The 18302-nt window shown below is 72.6% G+C and carries 19 protein-coding genes; 3 read left to right on the top strand and 16 right to left on the bottom strand.

The window, feature by feature from the left end; translation table 11 throughout:
* The first annotated feature begins 170 nt into the window (after window positions 1-170).
* Complete coding sequence (locus tag ABD385_RS31360; RefSeq protein WP_344582400.1) at window positions 171-872, top strand: metal-dependent hydrolase; 702 nt, start codon at window positions 171-173, stop codon at window positions 870-872.
* On the opposite strand, the gene ABD385_RS31355 is transcribed toward ABD385_RS31360, so the two are convergent.
* The 4 genes from ABD385_RS31355 to ABD385_RS31340 all read right to left on the bottom strand — a co-directional run bounded on the left by ABD385_RS31355 (window position 865) and on the right by ABD385_RS31340 (window position 4912).
* Entirely contained in the window at window positions 865-1515 is a 651-nt protein-coding gene (locus ABD385_RS31355) for a nucleoside deaminase (protein ID WP_344582398.1), read from the bottom strand. The two genes, ABD385_RS31360 and ABD385_RS31355, sit on opposite strands and share 8 nt — an antisense overlap.
* Window positions 1516-1559: 44 nt before the next feature.
* Window positions 1560-2552: a PDR/VanB family oxidoreductase gene (locus tag ABD385_RS31350; protein WP_344582396.1), complete on the bottom strand. Its 993-nt coding sequence runs from the start codon at window positions 2550-2552 to the stop codon at window positions 1560-1562.
* A gap of 12 nt (window positions 2553-2564) precedes the next feature.
* Window positions 2565-3623, bottom strand: coding sequence for a Rieske 2Fe-2S domain-containing protein (locus ABD385_RS31345; protein WP_344582394.1), 1059 nt, complete (start codon window positions 3621-3623; stop codon window positions 2565-2567).
* Between the two features lie 422 nt (window positions 3624-4045).
* Window positions 4046-4912, bottom strand: coding sequence for a helix-turn-helix transcriptional regulator (locus ABD385_RS31340; protein WP_344582392.1), 867 nt, complete (start codon window positions 4910-4912; stop codon window positions 4046-4048).
* A gap of 71 nt (window positions 4913-4983) precedes the next feature.
* Between ABD385_RS31340 and ABD385_RS31335 the strand changes: the two genes are divergently transcribed.
* Window positions 4984-5700 (top strand): SDR family oxidoreductase, encoded by a 717-nt coding sequence (locus ABD385_RS31335; protein WP_344582391.1) that lies wholly within the window; start codon window positions 4984-4986, stop codon window positions 5698-5700.
* Between the two features lie 29 nt (window positions 5701-5729).
* Here ABD385_RS31335 and ABD385_RS31330 read toward each other — a convergent pair whose 3' ends face one another.
* From ABD385_RS31330 to ABD385_RS31305, 6 genes are all read right to left on the bottom strand, one after another.
* The gene (locus ABD385_RS31330; protein ID WP_344582389.1) at window positions 5730-5954 is read right to left on the bottom strand and encodes a hypothetical protein; all 225 of its coding nucleotides are present in this window, start codon (window positions 5952-5954) and stop codon (window positions 5730-5732) included.
* 199 nt (window positions 5955-6153) lie between these two features.
* Window positions 6154-7875 carry an acyl-CoA dehydrogenase family protein gene (locus tag ABD385_RS31325; RefSeq protein WP_344582387.1) on the bottom strand — a complete coding sequence of 574 codons (1722 nt, stop codon included), beginning with the start codon at window positions 7873-7875 and terminating at the stop codon, window positions 6154-6156.
* 72 nt (window positions 7876-7947) lie between these two features.
* A complete protein-coding gene (locus ABD385_RS31320; protein ID WP_344582385.1) occupies window positions 7948-8505 on the bottom strand; it encodes a PadR family transcriptional regulator in 558 nt (185 codons plus the stop codon).
* Between the two features lie 112 nt (window positions 8506-8617).
* The gene (locus ABD385_RS31315) at window positions 8618-9190 is read right to left on the bottom strand and encodes a dihydrofolate reductase family protein (protein WP_344582384.1); all 573 of its coding nucleotides are present in this window, start codon (window positions 9188-9190) and stop codon (window positions 8618-8620) included.
* Between the two features lie 144 nt (window positions 9191-9334).
* Window positions 9335-10075 carry an SRPBCC family protein gene (locus ABD385_RS31310; protein ID WP_344582382.1) on the bottom strand — a complete coding sequence of 247 codons (741 nt, stop codon included), beginning with the start codon at window positions 10073-10075 and terminating at the stop codon, window positions 9335-9337.
* A 2-nt stretch (window positions 10076-10077) separates the two neighbouring features.
* Complete coding sequence (locus ABD385_RS31305) at window positions 10078-10743, bottom strand: ArsR/SmtB family transcription factor (protein ID WP_344582380.1); 666 nt, start codon at window positions 10741-10743, stop codon at window positions 10078-10080.
* Window positions 10744-10987: 244 nt separating this feature from the next.
* On the opposite strand from ABD385_RS31305, the gene ABD385_RS31300 reads away from it, so the two are divergent.
* Window positions 10988-11608: a GrpB family protein gene (locus ABD385_RS31300; RefSeq protein WP_344582378.1), complete on the top strand. Its 621-nt coding sequence runs from the start codon at window positions 10988-10990 to the stop codon at window positions 11606-11608.
* 11 nt (window positions 11609-11619) lie between these two features.
* On the opposite strand, the gene truD is transcribed toward ABD385_RS31300, so the two are convergent.
* The 6 genes from truD to ABD385_RS31270 all read right to left on the bottom strand — a co-directional run bounded on the left by truD (window position 11620) and on the right by ABD385_RS31270 (window position 17973).
* On the bottom strand, window positions 11620-12681 hold the full coding sequence (gene truD, locus ABD385_RS31295; protein WP_344582376.1) for a tRNA pseudouridine(13) synthase TruD: 1062 nt from the start codon (window positions 12679-12681) through the stop codon (window positions 11620-11622).
* Entirely contained in the window at window positions 12678-14201 is a 1524-nt protein-coding gene (locus tag ABD385_RS31290; RefSeq protein WP_344582374.1) for an MFS transporter, read from the bottom strand. The genes truD and ABD385_RS31290 overlap by 4 nt, the downstream gene beginning before the upstream one ends.
* A gap of 64 nt (window positions 14202-14265) precedes the next feature.
* A complete protein-coding gene (locus tag ABD385_RS31285) occupies window positions 14266-15078 on the bottom strand; it encodes a 2OG-Fe(II) oxygenase (protein WP_344582373.1) in 813 nt (270 codons plus the stop codon).
* The gene (locus ABD385_RS31280; RefSeq protein WP_344582371.1) at window positions 15071-16534 is read right to left on the bottom strand and encodes a hypothetical protein; all 1464 of its coding nucleotides are present in this window, start codon (window positions 16532-16534) and stop codon (window positions 15071-15073) included. The genes ABD385_RS31285 and ABD385_RS31280 overlap by 8 nt, the downstream gene beginning before the upstream one ends.
* On the bottom strand, window positions 16519-17145 hold the full coding sequence (locus ABD385_RS31275) for a 2OG-Fe(II) oxygenase (protein WP_344582370.1): 627 nt from the start codon (window positions 17143-17145) through the stop codon (window positions 16519-16521). The genes ABD385_RS31280 and ABD385_RS31275 overlap by 16 nt, the downstream gene beginning before the upstream one ends.
* A gap of 15 nt (window positions 17146-17160) precedes the next feature.
* Window positions 17161-17973, bottom strand: coding sequence for an SDR family NAD(P)-dependent oxidoreductase (locus ABD385_RS31270; RefSeq protein WP_344582368.1), 813 nt, complete (start codon window positions 17971-17973; stop codon window positions 17161-17163).
* Between the last annotated feature and the right edge of the window lie 329 nt (window positions 17974-18302).

Below are 18302 nucleotides of genomic sequence, written 5' to 3'. Positions count from 1 at the left end.
CCCTGGGTGGTCCGCACGCCAGGCACGGGCGGCGCGGATCCCGTCGGGCGGGGCGTTCCGTTGCTGCGGGCGCAGTCCGCCCGGTACTCCGGGCGGACACGCTGGTAGCGTCTGCGCCGTTGTTGAGTGCGTGTCACCTGCACGCACCGTACGGGGAGGACGAACGCACCATGATGGGCCATTCGCACGCGATGAGCGGTGCCCTGCTCTTCGCGGCCACCACACCCTTCCTGCCCCCGCTGGTGATGCACGCCCACCTCGCGCCGCAGGAGATCCTGATGGGCACGGTGCTGTGCGCCGGCGCCGCGCTGCTGCCGGACCTGGACCACCACGACGGCACCATCGCCAACTTCCTCGGTCCGGTGTCCAAGGTCCTGTGCCGCTTCGTGGCCTGGATCTCGGGCGGCCACCGGCACGCCACCCACTCGCTGTTGTTCGTGGTGCTGATGACCGTGGGCACCTGGGCCGGTGTGACGTACCTGGGACGGCCGTTCACCCTCGGCATGACCTTCTTCCTCCTGGCGCTCGCGGTCCGGGCGCTCAACCTGTGCCCGCCCGGCCACGGGTTCTCCGCGTGGAGCACGATCGTCGCCATGGCCGGGATCGGCACCGCGGTGATCGCCAAGTTCATCCCCTCGGCGCCGGGCTGGCTGCCGTACGCCGTCGGTCTGGGGTGCCTGGCCCATCTGTTGGGCGACTCCATCACCAAAATGGGCGCCCCGTGGCTGTGGCCGCTGAAGAACCGCTACGAGATCGTCATCATCAAGCACAGCGGCAACAAGCTGGAGACGGAGATCCTCACCCCGATCATGGGCGTGGCCACCGTGGTCCTGCTGTGGTTCACGGCGCTGTCGCCGCACACCTTCAGCTGAGGCCGCGCCCCGGCCTCGGGTCGGGGGCGTCCGCTCGCGCGCCGTGGGTTCCGCGGGCGTTGTAGACCACGGCGTCGTCGCGTTCGGCGTAGTCCTTCAGGACCTCGATCGCGTCCTCGCGCAGGACGTTGCGGTGGACCTGGATGCCGCGGCGGAGGAACTCCTGGACCCAGTCGTCGTGCAGGGGTCCTTCGTCGAAGCCGGTGAGGCTTTCGAGTTCGCTCCCGTCGCCGCCGATGACGAGTCTGCGGACCCCGGACCACATCGCCGCTCCGTAGCACATCACGCAGGGACGCCAGTTGACGACGAGTTCGAGTTCGGGCGTCCCGGACGCGCCGAGGTCCCAGGCGTCGAGGCGGATCTGGGCCAGTGACAGCGCGACGACCTCGGCGTGCGTGGAGGACAGTCCGGAGTCCAGCACCAGGTTGACTCCGGCGGAGACGATGCGGCCGGTCCCGGTCACGACGACCAGTGCCGCGAACGGGCCGCCGGTGTCCTCGCGGTGGTTGCGGGCCGCGAGCCGGTTGACGAGGCGGACCCGGTCCTCGTCGGTGGGCAGGTGTTCGGGGACGTCGGCCAACTCCGACAGCACCCAGGCGGGGAGCTGGACGTCGAAGGTCGTCGCGAGGGGGGAAGCGTCCATGGAGCGGGTTCCGGTTCTGTCGTGAGCGGTGGTGGGCGGCATGGTCAGAGGTCCAGCAGGAGTTCGGGGCTCTTCGCCCGCGAGCAGCAGAGCGTGATCTGGTTGTTGGCGGCCCGCTCCTCGGCGGTCTGGACCTCGTCGCGGTGGTCGGGGTCGCCGGCCAGGACCGGAGTCAGGCAGGCCCCGCACATCCCCTGCTCGCAGGAGAGCGCGACCTCGACGCCGTTGGCGGCCAGCACCTCCGCGATGGTCCGGTCGCCCGGCACCGGATAGCCCTGCCCCGTGCTCGCGATCCGCACGGTGAACTCGGCGCCGGTGGAGCCTTCAGCGTCGCGGCGCACGGCGCCCGGGGTCGCCGGCGCGAACCGTTCGATGCGGAGCTGGTCGTCGCGCCAGCCGACCGCCGTGGCCTCCTTGATCACGTGGTCCATGAAGGGGCCGGGGCCGCAGAGCTGGACGACCGCCTCGGGGTCAGCGGTGCGCAGGGCGGCCGGGAGTCCGGCGCGGACGCCCCCGTCCACCTCGTCGTAGTGGAACTCCATGCGGTCGGCGTAGGGGGCGGCCCGCAACTCCTCCAGCAGCGGCGCCTCCGCCGCGGTGGAGGCGTAGTAGAGGAAGCTGAACTCCGCCTGCCGCCGGGCCAGGACCTCGGCCATCGCCATCAGCGGGGTGACGCCGATGCCGCCCGCCACCAGGACGTGGCGGGCCGCGTCGGCCAGCGGGAAGTGGTTGCGGGGTGCGGATATCCGCAACCGGGCGCCCACCGCCACTTCTTGGTGCAGCGCGATCGACCCGCCGCGACCGCCCGGGGTGCGCCGTACGCAGATCAGGTAGCGGCCGGTGTCCTCGGGCGAGCCGAGGAGGGAGTACTGGCGGATCAGGGACGGCCCCATGTGGACGTCGATGTGGGCGCCCGGTTCGAAGGGCGGGAACGACCCGCCGTCGACGGGCCGCAGTTCGAACGTGCGGCAGCCGCCGGAGGCGGAGGCCAGCGTGATCGCGTGGACGACGGCTTCGAGGGCTCGGGGAGCGTGCACGGCCATCCCCGATCAGGCCGTGAAGAAGTGGCTGAGGCCGAGCCGGCGCAGGCCCTGCCGGTAGGCGATGGAGCTGCGGTCCGCCGGGATGTGGACCTCCAGCTTCGGGTCGAGCGGAAGGTTCTCCGGCTTTTGGACCTCCACGATCGCCGCGTCCTCCTCGAAGACCTGCTGGTTGAAGTCGTACACGTCCTGCACGGGGCGGTCGGTGTCGAAGTTGCGGGCGATCGGGCAGAACATCCGGGTCTGCCGCGCCGACATCGGGGAGGCCGCGTTCATGATGTTCAGCAGTCCGTCCTCCGGGAAGTGCACGACCAGCGTGGCGGTGAAGGGCAGGTGGACGGTGAAGTGCCGGAGCCATGCGAAGCCCTCGGGCGGCGTCTTGGTGCCCTTCGGGTAGTTGCTCACCGAGCACGTGTAGCGCGCGGAGAACCCGTGCTCGTCGGGGACGGCCGTGTAGTCCGGCACCGCCGTGTCGTCGGGGTCGCCGAACGAGTCGACGTGGATGAACCCGAAGTGCGCCACGTCGATGAACCCCTCGACCTGGCGTCCGGCGAACGCGGCGATGTCGATGGGCGGGCAGTTGATCTGCTGGAACCCCGCGTCGTCCCAGTGCTGCATGCGCGGAACGACCGCCGCGCCCGCCGGATCCGCGACCGCTTCCGGGGTCGGGCGCAGACAGGTCCACACCAGCCCGTACCGCTCGACGGCGGGGAAGGTGCGCAGGTGCAGCTTGGCGGGAATCTTCGACGCGGGGTGCGCGGGCACGGCCGTGCACCGTCCGCCCGCCCCGAAGCGGAGGCCGTGGTAGGCGCAGGTGATGCCCCGTCCGTCACCGGCGCCCAGGCTGAGCGGCACACCGCGGTGCGGGCAGATGTCGTGGGCGACGACGACGGTGCCGTCGACCCGGTAGGCGACGAGCGTCTCGTCCAGGAGGCGCACCGCCACGGGCCGGTCGCCGACCTCCCGGGACAGGGCGATCGGGTACCAGTGCCGGGCCAGGATCGCCCAGTCCTCGGGGTCGAACGTGCACTCCCGAGGCAGCGCGGGCAACGATGCGGCGGTGGTCATCTCAAGTCCTTTCGGATGGTCTACATCAATTCCGCTGGTGTTTTCCGGCAGGGCGGAACACACGAAGTACCGGCTGGAAAAGGGCAGCGGAAAACGGTGAGCGGGGCGTGGCACGGTCACCGATAAACGACGGCTCACAGGGGAACGGAAGAGCCGAAGAACGGGTGGGTCGCAGCGCGGACGGGCGTCAGGCGCGGTGTGCGGCGGTGCGGTGAACGCCGCTGCCGTGCGCGATGCGCCCCCGTGTCCAGGGCGAACCGAGCGGCCCGGAGGGCAGGCGCGCCGCGTTCAGGTCGGTCGTGACCACAGCACTTCCTCCCTTGCGTCGCCCGGGCGGGCGAGCGACCGGCAATTGGCCACCCGCTCCCGGGAATTCCCTCGAACCGTGCCCAGGAGATTACCGAACGGCCCTGCCGAATTGGCTATGCCGGACCACCGAAAGACCCGAGAGGACCGCCCGACGGCTCTGTAGAAAAACACGAAATCCGTTCCAGCCGGCGCAGCGCCCGAGCCGAGGGGGAGCCCGGATCGGCCGTGATCAGGACGACTTCCTGGTCGTCCTCGGGAACGAGGAGCACGTCGCAGTTGAGCCGGAGGCTGCCCGCCGTCGGGTGGTCGACGGACTTGGTGCGGTGACCGGGGGCGTGCACCGGGCGGGTCTCCCAGAGGTGACCGAACTCCTCGCTGCCGGCGCGCAGTTCGGCGAGCAGCGCGGCCAGCTGCCGGTCGTGCGGGTAGCGGTCGGCGGCCCGGAGCAGCCGCGCGACCACGACGTGCCCGAACTCCTCGGTGCTGGAGCTGTCGTGGCTGGGCCCTCCCCCGAGGAACCGGCGTCGGGCCAGGTTCACCGTCCCCTGGCCGAGGTCGTCGCCCAGGAGTGCCTGGGCCAACGGGTTCCAGGCGACGACGCCGTAGGCCGCGTCGGTGACGAGCGCACCGGTCTCCGGCAGGCGTTGCAGCATCCGGGCCACGTGCGGGCGCACCCGCCGAACCGCGCCGCCGGCGGGCGGCGGCGCGCCCGTCCCGGCCAGGCGGAACAGGTGGCTGCGTTCGGCCGGCGTCAGGCGCAGGGCCCGGGCCAGTGCGTCGAGGATGCGGGGCGAGGGGCGGGGGCCACGGGCCTGTTCCAGGCGCACGTAGTAGTCGACGGACATGTGGGCCAGCTCCGCCACCTCCTCGCGGCGCAGCCCGGCGGTGCGGCGCGGGCCGCTCGTGGGCAGTCCGAAGTCGTGCGGGTGCAGGGCCGTGCGGCGGTCCCGCAGGAATCGGGCCAGTTCCTGCCGCGCCATGGTCGCTCCCTCCGCTGCCTGGTACAGGTCGTCCCTGGCAGCGGGTTCGGCGCCAGGGGACCGTGGGTGTCATGAACGATCGCACGGCACTGGTCACCGGTGCCAACAAGGGAATCGGCAAGCACATCGCCCGGCTGCTCGCCGCGGAGGGCTTCGGCGTGTACGTGGGCTCCCGCGACGCCGGACGCGGGCGGCAGGCCGCCCGGGAGATCGGCGGCGGCGCACGCCTGTTGCTCCTCGACGTGACGGACCCGGACCGCATCGCCGCGGCCGCGCAGCGGGTGGACCGGCTCGACGTGCTGGTCAACAACGCGGGCGTCGCGCCGTCGCTCGCCTCGCCGACCGACACCGGCCTGGACGACCTCCGGCGCACCTTCGAGACCAACGTGTTCGGGGTCGTCGCGGTCACCAACGCCTTCCTGCCCGCCCTGCGCCGCTCCCCGCACCCCCGGATCGTCAACGTCTCCAGCGGGACCGGCTCGTTGACCTGGAGCACGCACCCGAACCCCCAGTTCGCCCCCGGCAGCGGCGGTGCGGCCGCGTACCGGTCGTCGAAGGCCGCCCTGAACGCCCTGACCGTCCTGTACGCCCGCACCCTGGTCGAGGAGGGCTTCAAGGTCAACGCGCTGGCCCCCGGTCTGCGGGCCACCGACCTCAACTCCCGGGCGGCCGAGGCGGGTGGGGACCCGGCGGAGGCCGCCCGGGGCGCCGTACGGCTGGCGCTCCTGCCGGACGACGGGCCGACGGGCGGGTTCTTCTCCTGGGACGGTACGCCCGTGCCCTGGTGACTTCGGCGCCCCGCGAGGCCCGACGAACCTCAGATGCCGAGGCCGACCAGGGCGCCGAGGTTCGTTTCGTAGCCCGCGTCCCGCTCGGCGCCGGTGTCCGCGGAGGCGGCGGAGGCCGCTCCGACCGACAGCAGGACGGCCATCAGGGGAACCGCGACGAGCCGGCGGAGCCGGGAGCGGTGCGGGGCGGCGCCGGTGGCGGGGCGCTCCTGGTCGACGTCGTGGGTGTGCGCTGCCAGCTGCGTGGGGTTCATGCGACAAGGGGTAGTGCATGCGCGGGCGCGTGGCGCGTGGCGCGCCGTGGAGGCGGTGCGCGAGGGCACGTTCGGCGGGTCGTCGGCGGGCAGCTGTGACGCCGGTCCCCGTCCGCCGGTGCCTCGTTCCGGCGCGGACTGCTCGCCGCCCCGGGGCCGGTCGTCCGGCTCCGGGGCGGCGAGCGGGTCGCGGGGTGCGTTACGGCGCCATCTCGTACGCCCCGGCCAGTGCCTCGACGCGCTGCCAGACACGGGCGGACCGGGCCTCGTCGGTGACCGGGCGGCGGACCGCGCCCAGCGCCCAGCGCTGCTGGTCCTCGGTGGCGGAGTCCTTGCCGTGCAGCTCGACGGCGTGCGCGGAGAAGTCCCGGACGAGGACCGCGAACAGCTCGTCCAGGACGTCGCTCTCCAGGCCGGTCAGGTCCGCCTGCTCCAGGATCAGCTGGCCGTGCACGACCAGGGCGAAGAGCTGGCCGACGGCGAGGAGGAGGTCGAGGTCGCGGCTCTGCTCCTCGTCGGGGGCGGCAGTGGTGACGAACTCGCAGAGCGCGTCGGCCTGTTCGCGGAAACGGGCGACGTTGGGCAGCTCGGCGTAGCGGTCGTAGGCGGTGCGCCAGTCGTGGAAGCGGATGGCGCCCAGGCCGCGGGCGGGCCCCTGCCGGAAGAGGAAGGCGTCGTCGGTCGCGTCGAGGCGGGTGGGCACCGGCGCGTACTCGGCGGGGTTGAGCAGGTGGTTGCCCATGAACTTCAGGATCAGGGCGAGGTTGACGTGGACCGTGCCCTCCAGCTTCGGCAGGCCCCGGATCTCGGTGGCCGCCTGGGCGAAGTAGGTGTCCTTCTCGAAGCCCTTGGCGGCGATCACGTCCCACATCAGGTCGATGACCTTCTCGCCCTCGGTGGTCACCTTCATCTTCGTCATGGGGTTGAAGAGCAGGTAGCGGCGGTCGTCGGGCCCGGCGGAGCGGAAGTAGTCGACGGCGCGGTCGCTGAACAGCTTCATTCCGACGAGGCGGACGTAGGCGTCGGTCAGTTCGCGGCGCACGTGCGGGAAGGCGGTGACCGGGCGGCCGTAGAGGATGCGGTTCTGCGCGTGGGTGACCGCCTCGTACATGGCGTGTTCGCAGATGCCGATGGCGCCGGTGCAGAGGTTGAACTTGCCGACGTTGACGGTGTTGAGCGCGGCGTCGAAGGCGGCGCGCCCGGTGTGCAGGACGTCGTCGGGACCCACCGGATAGTCGTCGAGGCGGAACTCGCTGACGTACTTGGAGGAGTCGACGACGTTCTTCACCAGGTGGTACGCGGGGTGGCGGCTGTCGGCGGCGAAGAAGACGTAGCCGTCCGGGCCCTCGACGTCGGTGCGGCGGCCGAAGACCGAGACCAGGCCGGCGGCGTTGCCGTTGCCGATGTAGTACTTGGCGCCGCTGGCCCGGAAGCCGCCCTCGCCGTCGGGCTCCAGCAGCATGTCGGTGGAGTAGATGTCGGCGCCGTGCGCCTTCTCGGAGAGGCCAAAGGCGAACACCTCGCCCTGGTCGAGGAGGGCGGCGGCGCGGTCGCGGGCGGCGGCGTTGTCGCTCTGCCAGACCGGGCCGAGTCCGAGGATGGTGACCTGCCAGGCGTACCAGTAGTCCAGCCCGTAGAAGCCGAAGATCTCGTTGAGGGCGGCTATCCGGGCGGTGTCCCAGCGCTTGTCCGGCTGCCCGTCCGCGGCGGAGGCGGGGGTGAGGAACTTCGCGAACAGCCCTTCCTTCGCGGCGAATTCGAGGAAGTCCGCCAGCCAGGCACGGGAGCGGTAGTCCTCGATGAGCTTGCGCTTGCCGCGCGCCTCGAACCAGTCGACGGTGGCGCGCAGCAGTCGCCGGGTCTCGGCGTCGAAGTGCGCGGGGTCGTAGGTGCGGGGGTTGAACAGCAGGGAATCCGCCATGGGAGGACGCCTTTCCGAGCTCGGTGGTGTGGGGTGCGGGGTGCGGTGCGGGGCCGTGGCGCCCGCGCGGGGTCAGGGCGCGGGGCGGAGCCGGTGGAGGGTGGCGAGGACGTCGTCGAGCCAGGCGATGGTCATCCGCTCGTAGGCGATGCCGCCGCGCAGCACGACGTGTTGCAGTTCCTGTCCGGCGTCGAGCGGGGCCTCGGCCCCGGCGCCGGTGAAGTCGCGCTGCTCGCCCGCGAGGTAGTGGGTGAGCCGGTCGGCGTGTGCCTGGCGGTGTCGTTCGACCTCGCGGATCAGGGCGGCCGGGTCGTCGAAGACCGCGCCGCGGATCTTGACGGCGAGGTCGTGCCGGACGCTCTCGGGTTCGACCGGTTCGTGGAGCCACCCGGAGAGGGCGGCGCGGCCGGGACCGGTGACGGAGTACTCCTTCTTGTCCGGCCGGCCCTGCTGCGGCACGTCGCGGACGTCGATCCAGCCGTCCTGTTCCATCCGCTTGAGCACGCGGTAGATCTGCTGGTGGGTCGCGGTCCAGAAGTAGCCGATGGACCGCTCGAAGCGCCGGGACAGCTCGTAGCCGGAGCCCGGTTTCTCCAGCAGGGAGACGAGGATCGCGTGTTCGAGCGCCATGCCCCGATCTTGCTATGCAACTCGTTGCATAGACAAGCGGCACCGCCCGGGTGAGACGCGGCTCACCCGGGCGGTGCCCCCGGTCGGACGGCCGTCACGGCCGGCGACGTCGTCAGCGCACGACGTCGAAGACCTGCTTCTGCACGCCGTTGGCGTAGACGTCGTGCTCGACGAGCTTCAGCTTCTGGGCGTCCTTGTCCGCGGCGCTGAACAGGCGCTTGCCGGCGCCGAGCAGCAGCGGGTAGACGAGCAGGTGGTACCGGTCGATGAGTCCGGCGTCCGAGAGGGCGCGGTTCAGCGCGGCGCTGCCCTGGACGATGATCGGCCCGCCCTCGGTCCGCTTCAGGTCGGCGACCTCGTCGAGCGAGCGCAGGATCGTGGTCTCGCCCCAGTCGGAGACCAGCTGGTCCTTGGTGAGGGCGGTGGAGACGACGTACTTCGGCAGCGTCTTGTAGCGGGCGAACTCCTGCATGCCGGGCCATACCGGGCTGAACGCCTCGTAGCTGACCCGGCCCATCAGGACCGCGGTGGCCTCCTCCTGCTCCCGTCCCTTGATCTCGAACGCCTCGGGGACGAACTCGACGTCCTTGAAGGTCCAGCCGGCGTTGCGGTAGCCGGCTTCGCCGCCGGGGGCCTCCACGACGCCGTCGAGGGAGACGAAGGCCGTGCTGATCAGAGTGCGCATGGGTGATTCCTTGGTTTCTCGGGTGCGGGCGGCTTCTCGTGCGTGCCCGGCGCGGGTTCCGGTCGGTCGGCGGCCGGTGCGGGCCGACGGGGCGGTGGTGGAGCACGCGGGGCCGGACGGCTCGGACCCGCGGTGACCGCGGTGTCAGGCGAGGGCCGCGGTCAGCCACTCCTGCCAGGCGGCCTCGGCGCCGGGCGCGTGCGGGCCGAAGAGGTGGTGGAACATCAACGCCGGGCCGCCGATGCCGTGGTGGAAGGTGTAGAGCCCGTCGTCGGTACGGACCTCGAAGCGCTCGTCGTCCGCCCAGACGACCTCGCCGTCCAGGGGCGGCAGGCCCGCCGGCTCCGCGTGCACCCGGGTGCCGACGGCGATCGGGGCCGGCAGCGACAGGGCCCGGAAGAGCGCCGCGCGCACCTCCCCCGCCGGCCGCTCGCCCGGCATCGCCACGGCGAAGACCGGAACGCCGGTGCGGCCGCGGAAGTGCCCGAGGTACTGGCCCAGGGTGTGGAGGTGGAACGGCCAGCCGCGGCGCAGCGCGTCGTACTCGTCCTCCCAGTCGTCGCCGAGCAGACCGCTGTGGACGACGCGGAGCACGGTGCTGCCCTGCTCCCGGCCCTCGATCAGGTACTCGAACGCCATGAAGCGGCCGTCGTCGGCGGTGGCCGTGCGGGTGGCGAAGCGTCGGCCCGGCTCGTAGGCGGTGACCACCGCCTCTTCGCGGTGGCCGCCGGTCACCATCCCGGCGACACCGCCCTCGCGCGCTTCGACGTCGTTGCGCCCCATGAACCAGGAGTCGATCCCCGGCCCCGTGGCGATGGCCTCCCAGACCTCTTCCGGGCTCGCCGGCAGGGTCGTCGCCAGCTCGATCTCGAACGGATGGGTCATCTTCACGCGTCCTGTCCTGCGGTGGTGTGCGTCGTTGTGGTCCCCCCGGACTGCTGCGGATCCGGCTGCCCGCCCGGGTCCGTGGGCTGCGCGGCGGGGATCTGGTGGAGCCCGACCACCACGCGGTGGCTGCGGCCCCGTGGGGCGGACTCGTCGTGGTAGCGGCCGACGAGGTCCGCCACGGTCCGGGTCAGTTCGTCGGCGAACGCCGCGCGGTCGGCCGCGGACGCGAACCGCACCTCACTGTCGATGCCGAAGGTGGCGACCCGCTTGCGGGCCCGGGAGGCGCCGCTCAGCAGGGCCCCGACCTCCTGCACCAGCCGGGACCCCAGCGCCAGCAGCCAGTGGGCGGACAGCTGGTCCGGCGCGCGGGACGGATCCGGGCTGACGGCGCTCAGGGCGCTCGGGGAGATCACGTAGGAGGCGGCGGTGGCCTGGTAGATCCGCTCGGTGACGTTCCCCTTGCGGCGCTCCTCGGCGAGCTCGACCAGTCCGTGGCGCTCCAACTCCTTCAGGTGGTAGTTGACCTTCTGCCGGGGCAGCCCCAGCCGGGCCGCCAGCATGGCGGCCGAACCGGGCTCGGCGAGGGCGGCGAGGATTCCTGACCGTATGGGGTCCAGGGACGCCTCGGCCGCGGCGGGTTCTTCGATCACGGCGACATCCAGCACCGTTCCAGAATCCTACCGACAAAAAAATTTGTCAAGGAAAAACGAACTGTCGGCGTGTCCTCGCCCGGCGGGCCCACAGGAGCCCGCTCCCGCGCCCTCCCCCGTCGGGACCCGGGCCGCGCTCCGTACGCCGGCCCGGCCGCGCGGCGGAACGCGGGCCTCGCTCCGGACGACGACCTGGTTCACCGGTTTCAGGGATGTGCCGTCCCGCACCCCTTCGTGCCGGAGTGCCTACAATCGCCTGATGCACAAGGACAGCTCCCCCGACGTCGTAGTGGTCGCGCCCGATCCCGGCTGGACGGTCCAAGGCGAGGACCTCGCAGAAGAGTTGTACGGCCTGCTCCGGCCGCTCGCGCTCCATGTCGAGCACATCGGCAGCACGGCGGTCCCCGGCATGGCGGCCAAGCCCGTGCTCGACCTCCAGGTGAGCGTGCGCGAACTGGCGGAGGCCCAGGCGGCGTTCGCCGGACCGTTGGCCGAGCGGGGCTTCGTCCTCGCGCCGTATCGGCAGGACCACGTTCCCGCCGGCAGTGACGACGATCCGGCGCGCTGGACGAAGCGGCTGTGGACCCGTCAGGGCCATCAGGGGCTGGACGTCAACCTCCATGTCCGGCGGTCCGGTTCGCCGAACGAGCGACTGGCGCTGCTCTTCCGTGACTGGTTGCGGGCGCATCCCGAGGCGGTACCGGCCTACGCCCGCTTCAAGCAGGTGCTCGCGCAGGCCCTTCCGGACCTCGCCAGCTACGCCGACGTCAAGGACCCCGTGGTCGATCTCGTGGTCGCCGTCGCCGAGCCCTGGGCGCGGGCCACGGGGTGGCAGCCGTCCGCCACGACGACGGCTCGGCCCGCGGCCCACCGGCGCTGACTGCCTCCTCCCTACGGTTCGCTCGTCGCGGCCGTGCGGGCGGTCCAGGCGACCCACTGCGCCACCGCGTTGGTGGCGTAGCAGCCGGTGGGCAGGAAGAGGACGAGTTCGCAGGCGTACCGGCCCGGTGTGTCGGTGTCCTCGCCGGTCCGGTCGACGCGCACCCGGGTCTGCACGACCGTCGGGCGCAGGCCCTCGGTCCGGCGGACGGCCCCGTCGGTCCAGCGGTAGCGGGCGTAGGGCAGGGTCGGCGCCTGTTGGAGCAGGGACAGCACGTCGTCGCGGTGCGTGGCGAAGGCGTACGGGATGCCGTCGCGGTGGGTTTCGTCGAGCGGGTGCCGGTGGAGGTGCCGCAGCCGTGCCGTCAGTTGGTCGTTCCAGACGTACGAGGCGTGCGCGCACAGGTAGAAGGCCCTGACCCGGGGGTCGAGCGCGGCGAAGAACTCGGCGGCGGGTCCGGAGAAGTGGCGGGCGTGCTCGGCCTCCGAGGACTTGGAGTCCCGGACGAGGTCGAGTGCGGCCCGGTGGTCGTCCGCCAGCAGGGCCCGGCCGATGTGGTGGGTGGTCTTGGGGCCGCCGGCCACGCCGAAGCGCTGGGTGTCGTAGTAGTTGACGAAGAACAGGTCCCTGGTGCGTTCGCCGAGTCCGTCGAGGGCGGCGGCGAACGTGGGGCTCAGCCCGCGGACGGTGATCCGGAAGCCGTTGCCCTCCAGGTGTCCGGCGCGCAGGTCCTGTCGTCCGTAGCCGTGGGGGGTGAGGCTCATGGCGCGGTCGCCGGCGGCGTGGCGCGCGTTGAACTCGGCGATGCGGTCCGGGGAGAGGCCGCCGCGGCAGGCGAGGTGCTGTTCGGTGACGGCGTCCTCGTCCTTGAGTCCGGCCGCCGTCACGTCGGACGCGGGGACGCCGCAGACCTCGGCGATCCGGTCGATCGCCTCGAACGTGGTGTAGCCGCGCTTGCGCAACCTCAGGTACTGGTAGGGGGCGTCCGGTTCGTCCTGGACGGGCAGGACGAGGGTCTCCTGGACTATGAAGTCGGTGTGGCGGGCCTTGAGGACGGGGTGCTCCACGGTCACTTCGTGCCTTCCGTGCTGAGGGAACTGGCGGGATCCGGACGGTGCGTGCCGCCGCGCAGGAGGGAGACGCCGGTGGCGGCCAGGCAGAGGAAGAACAGGACGAGCAGGGCCGTGCGGTGGGATTCGGTGAGGCTCCGGGCGCCTGCGGACACCACGCTGAGCGGTGCGCCGATGTCGTCGGGGGACGGGGTCCTCGACGGCCCGTGGACGGCCACCAGGGCGAGCGAGAGGACCGTGCTGATCAGGTATCCGGCGCTCTGGAGCACCGAACGGACGCCGTTGGCGATGCCGCGCCGGTGCGGCGGCACCAGCGTCATGAGTTCGCCGGTGTTCGGCACGCCGAAGATGCCGGCGCCCGCGCCGGTGAGGAACAGCCCCAGCCCGATGAGGACCGTGGGCGCCGGCGGGCCGAGTGCGATCACCAGCAACGCGATGCCCAGTGCGGACGTCGCGGTGCCCGCGCTGGACAGCACGCGGGCCGGATGGCGGGCGGCCAGGCGTCCGGCCAGCGGGGCGGTGAGCATGGCGCCGACGGACATGAGCATGACCTGGAGGCCCGCGGCGAGGGCGTTCAGGTGCTCGACCGTCTGGAGGTAGAGGGACATCACCAGCACGACGGAGAAGTACGACACCGACGTCAGGAAGGCGGCCACCAGCGCTATCGTCCGCCGCCGGTCGTGGAAGAGCCACGGGTCCATCAGGGGGTACCGGCGACGGCTCTGCACCACGGGGAACACGAGCAGGGCGGACACCGACAGGGCGGCGCTGAGCAGCACGGTCGTGCTCGTCCATCCCCCCGTGCCGCTGCCGTCCCCGCGGCCGCTCCCGGTCAGTGCCAGCGCTCCACCGCCCAGGAACACCACGGACAGCAGGGCACCCGCCACGTCGAACCGTTCGGCGGAACCGTGGCCGTGGTCCGGGCGCAGGAGGGCGGCGGACCAGGCCAGGGCCGCCAGTCCGGCGCCTGCGCTGGTCCAGAAGACTCCCGACCAGCCCCAGGCCTGCGTCAGCAGTCCGCCCAGGAGAGGTCCGGCGGCCTGGGTGGCGGAGATCAGTATGGCGTTGATGCCGAGGGCCTTGGTCAGCCGCTCGGAAGGAAAGGCGTCCGCGAGCAGTGCGGTGGTGTTGGTGATCACCGCCGAGGCACCCACGCCCTGGAGGACCCGGCCGACGACGAGGATCCAGGCGTCCGGGGCCAGGGCACAGCCGATGCTGGCGACGGTGAACGCGGCAATGCCGGCCAGATAGAGCCGACGGCGTCCGAAGAGGTCCGCCAGGCGTCCCCAGACCAACAACAGGACGGTGCTGGCCAGGAGATATCCGACCATGATCCAGCTGGTCTGGGCGGCGGACGCCTCGAAGTGCCGGACGATGTCGGGCAGGGCCACGTCCAGGCCGCTGGTGTTGAGCCCGGTCAACAGGGCGGTGAACGAGGTCACGGAGAGCACCCGGCGGCCGTAGCCGATCGAGGGCGGGCTGGGGGCCGGGGCCGTGCGGACGGTGTCGTGGGGGCGGGTCAAGGAAGGGATCCCCGATCGGTCGCGGGACTGACGCGGTCAGTAGAGCAACCTGCGCGACGGCCTCTCAGTCACGCGCCGGCCCGGGGCCCGTACAGCCACCCGTTGCGCCGGGCCGCCGCGCGTCGTCGAGGGTGCGGTCGTCCGGGGGTGCCTCCTGGTGGCCGGAGCCGGTGTCGGCGGTGGGGTCGATGAAGTGCAGCAGGAGGGTGCGGCGGTCCTGGCGTGCGTCGGCGGAGACCGGGGTGACGGAGTGCCAGGAGTCGGCCGACCGGACCAGCAGCACCGAGGAGCCCTGGTGGGGCGCGACCTCGGTCGTGACGTCGTCGGGTGCGCACGAGCCGAGGATGCGCAGCGTGCCGCGCCAGTGGGCCGGCCACTGGGAGTTGAAGTACCAGAGCTGGGTGACCACCTTGTCGGCGCGGTCGGTGTGCGGTGCGATCCAGTAGCCGGGGCCGTAGCGGACCGCCCGGGCCTCGACGGCGCAGTGGTCGAGCCGACGGCCGGTCGCCTCGGCCACGGCGGCGCGGTACTCGGGTGCGGCCAGCTCGTCGACGAGCCGTCGCCACAGGGGCGTGAGGGCGTGGCGGCTGTCGGCGACCGGGCGGCCCTGGGTGATCAGGGGGAGGTTGCGCGTGCGGTAGGTCTTCTCCGCGCCGTGGCCCGTGCGCTCGGTCAGGTGGAAGCCTCGGGTGGGGAATTCGGCCTCCAGTCTGCGCGCCGTCTCGCCGGCGGCGGGGCCGTCACACAGGGTGTCGGGGATCTCCGCCCAGCGGTAGGGCCGCTCGGCCAGTTCCGCCCGTCGCAGCGCGGACAGGTCCAGGAGGCGGTCGGGGCTCCGGGACGGGGTGGCGTCGGGGGGTGACGGGACGTCAGGCATGGCTCCTCGTCTCCTGTTCCGGGGCCGGGGTGGCTCCGGGGGTGATCCGGGCGCCGAGGGAGCGGAGTTTGGCGGGGAGCCCGGCGTAGCCGCGGGCCAGGTGCTCCACGCCGTACAGCCGGTGCGGGGTGCCGGCGGCCAGGGCCGCGAGCAGCAGCGCGGCGGCGGCCCGCAGGTCGTTGCCCCGCAGCGGACCGGGCGCCGGATGCAGCGGGCCGGGGAGGATGCGCAGTTCCTGACCGTCCACCGTGAGGCGGGCGCCCATGGAGCGCAGTCCGTCGACGTAGCCGAACCGCCCCGCCCAGACGGTCTCCACGAGCGCCGAGGGCCCCGAGGCCGCGAGCAGGAGCAGGGCGAAGAGGGGTTGGGCGTCGCTGTACACCAGGTGGGAGGCGGCGATGACGCGGTCCGGTGCCAGGGGGCTGGTGGCGGGGCGGACGTGCAGCAGTGCGCCGTCCCAGGCGAGCGGGACGCCGATGGTCCCCAAGTGGTGCAGTTCCGGGGCGAGTCCGTCGCGCACCAGGTCCGGGCGGTCCAGCCGCAGGGTCAGGTTGCGGCGGAGCAGGGCGCTCGCGGTGATGAACGTGATGACTTCCATCAGGTCCGAGGGCAGGGTGACGGAGGTGGCGCGAAGGGGTCCGTCGGCGCCTTGGACCTCGATGGCCTCCGGTCGGACGTCCACCGCCACCCCGGCTCGCGCCAGCACCCGGGCCAGTTCCTGGGCGTCGGGCTTGGGGTAGGGGTGCCGCAGCACCGTGGTGCCCCGGGCGGTGGCCGCCGCGAGCAGTGCGGTCTTGGTGGCGCCCGAGTAGTGGGGGCCGGTGGGGAGGCCGCGGTGCGGGTCGGGCGTGGCGAAGTCGCGCAGGTCGATCACCGCGCCGCGCAGTCCGCGGGGGGCCGTCGCGGTCAGGCCGGCACCGTCGGTGGTGCAGCGCGCCCCGAAGCGTTCCAGCACCCGGGCGAGGTGTTCCACCGGTCGGCCGCCCCGGCTGCCGCCGCCGATCCGGCAGCCGCCGTGCGCTCCGGATTCCACTTGCCCGTGCCGGGCCAGCAGGACCGGGAGCAGGTAGGCGCCGCCGTGGACCCGGGCCGACCAGTCGGCCGGGACGCGGTGCCCGTTCAGCGGGGACGCGTCGATCCGCACCCGGTCCGCGGCCTCGTCGACGTCCACCCGGGCGCCGAGTCGGGTCAGCATGGCGGCCAGTGCCTGGCGATCGGTCAACTGCGGCGCGTTCTCCAGGCACCAGGGTTCCTCGGACAGGCACGCGGCGGCCATGGCGGGCACCATGAGGTGCTTGAATCCGGCCATCCGCAGCTCGCCGCCCCGGGGTGGACCGGCCTCGACGTCCCAGTACGGCTCGTGGTGGAACGGGGCGCCGGAGGGCGGCGAGGTCGCCGCAGCGGCGTCGGTGGTGTCTTGGCCGGTGGGCGGGGCGGGCGTCAGCTGGGGTTCCACATCTCCACCTGGCAGGTCATCCGGAAGTGCGGGGCGTGGGCGGACACGGGGGCGACCGCGTGCCAGGAGCGTTCCGAGCGGGCGAAGAGCACCGAACGGCCCCCGCCGGGGACCACGGTGGCGTACGGGTCGTCGGACAGGTCGGGTCCGCCGCGGACTTCGAACAGTCCGCCGTGCTCGTGCGCCCAGTCGTCGTTGAGGTAGAGGACGTGGGTGGCGCGCTTGCCTGGTTTGTCGGTGTGCGAGGAGATCCGGTCGCCGCCCTGGAAGACGAAGAGTCCGATGTCGAACGTGGTGTCGCTGACGTCGACGCCGATGGTCCGGGCCACCCAGTCGCGGTAGGCGTCCCCTTGGAAGTGTGCGACGAGCCGGTGCCACGCCTCGCCGACCTCGGCCAGGCCCGGCTCGGCGGCGCCGCGGTGGATCAGCGGCAGGACCGCCATCCGGTAGGTCTTGTCGCCGGCGCCGGTGCGCTCGGCGGGGTGCAGTGCGTCGGGCGGCGGCATCTGCTCCCGGAGCAGCCGGCAGGTCGCTGCCGGGATGACGGAGTGGGCCACCGCCCATGGGTACGGTTCGCCGTGTCGTTCCACCGGCGCGTGCAGGTCGAGCACGGGCGTGTCCTTCGGTCAGTCGTGCTGAACGGGCAGGGGCGGCGCCGCCTCCGCGGCCACCGGGGCGTCGGGCTCTTCGGGGGCCTGCGGCGTGCGGGCCCCGTACGACACTTCGGGGGTGCCCTCGGAACCGGGGGCACGGCTGCGCAGGATCTGCACTTCGGTGAAGGGCCGGCGTTGGTCGGCGGCGATGTCCCAGACGATCCGGGCGACCCGGTCCGGGTCCATCATGGCGCCGAAGTCCAGGGCGAGCCCGGTGTGGAAGTCGGGTACGGCCAGCCCGCCGGGGTTGACCAGCGTGACGCGGTTCTCCGGGTGCGCCGCGAGCAGTTCGGGCACCAGGTTGCGCACGAAGGTCGCCTGCGCGGCCTTCAACCCGCAGTACAGCGACTCCCGTTCGCGGCGCTTCCACGAGGACGAGGAAGCGACCGTGATCAGGTGGACGGGCCCGCCGGCGGCGGCGAGCAGGCGGCGGAGGAAGTTGACCGGGCCGGTGAACAGCAGCCGGGTCAGCTGCTCGACCTCGTCCTCGGTGGTGTCCGCGAGCGTCTTCTTCAAGAACGCCCCGGCGACCCAGAGCACGTAGCAGGGGGTCGGCAGCTCGACGGGGGTGTCCTGCACGCTGCGCGGATCGCACAGGTCCAGGTGGCGGGGCAGCAGGCCGTCGTCGGTGAGGGTCTCGGCGGTGCGTCCGTAGACGACGGTGCGCAGTCCGCGGTCGTGTGCGGCCAGGGCGAGCGCCCGGCCCAGGCCGTGGGTGCCGCCGATGACCGCGGCGCCTCGGAAGCGCTCCGGGACGGGTGGAGTGGCGGAGGTGGGTGGGCTCATGGGTGCTCCTGTGGCCGGCGGTCGGGGTGAGTGCGGACGGACGGGGAGCGCGTCGGAGGCTTTCGCTGCCTCGGGGAGGAGGCAAGGAGCTGGCCACTGCGGCAGGTGCCGGCCGGTGTACCGGTGTGCGGCGTTCTGGTTGTGTCGCGGCTGACCTTCTCCTTGCCTCCACCTTTGGGCAGGGAGCCGTCGCGCGGTGCTCCGGGGTCGGGTACGGCGTGCGGCGGGGGCTCGCCGGGCGGGGGTCTCGGGGCGGTCGGGCGGGGGGATCACGGCGGTCGGGCAGGAGGATCACAGTGGTCGGGCGGGGGAATCCGGGTGGTTGGGAG

Origin of the sequence: Streptomyces lunalinharesii, from assembly GCF_039532155.1 — a bacterium.
Lineage (GTDB): Bacteria > Actinomycetota > Actinomycetes > Streptomycetales > Streptomycetaceae > Streptomyces > Streptomyces lunalinharesii.
The sequence above is the reverse complement of the archived record's forward strand: the minus strand, read 5'-3'. Positions and strand labels throughout refer to the sequence as shown.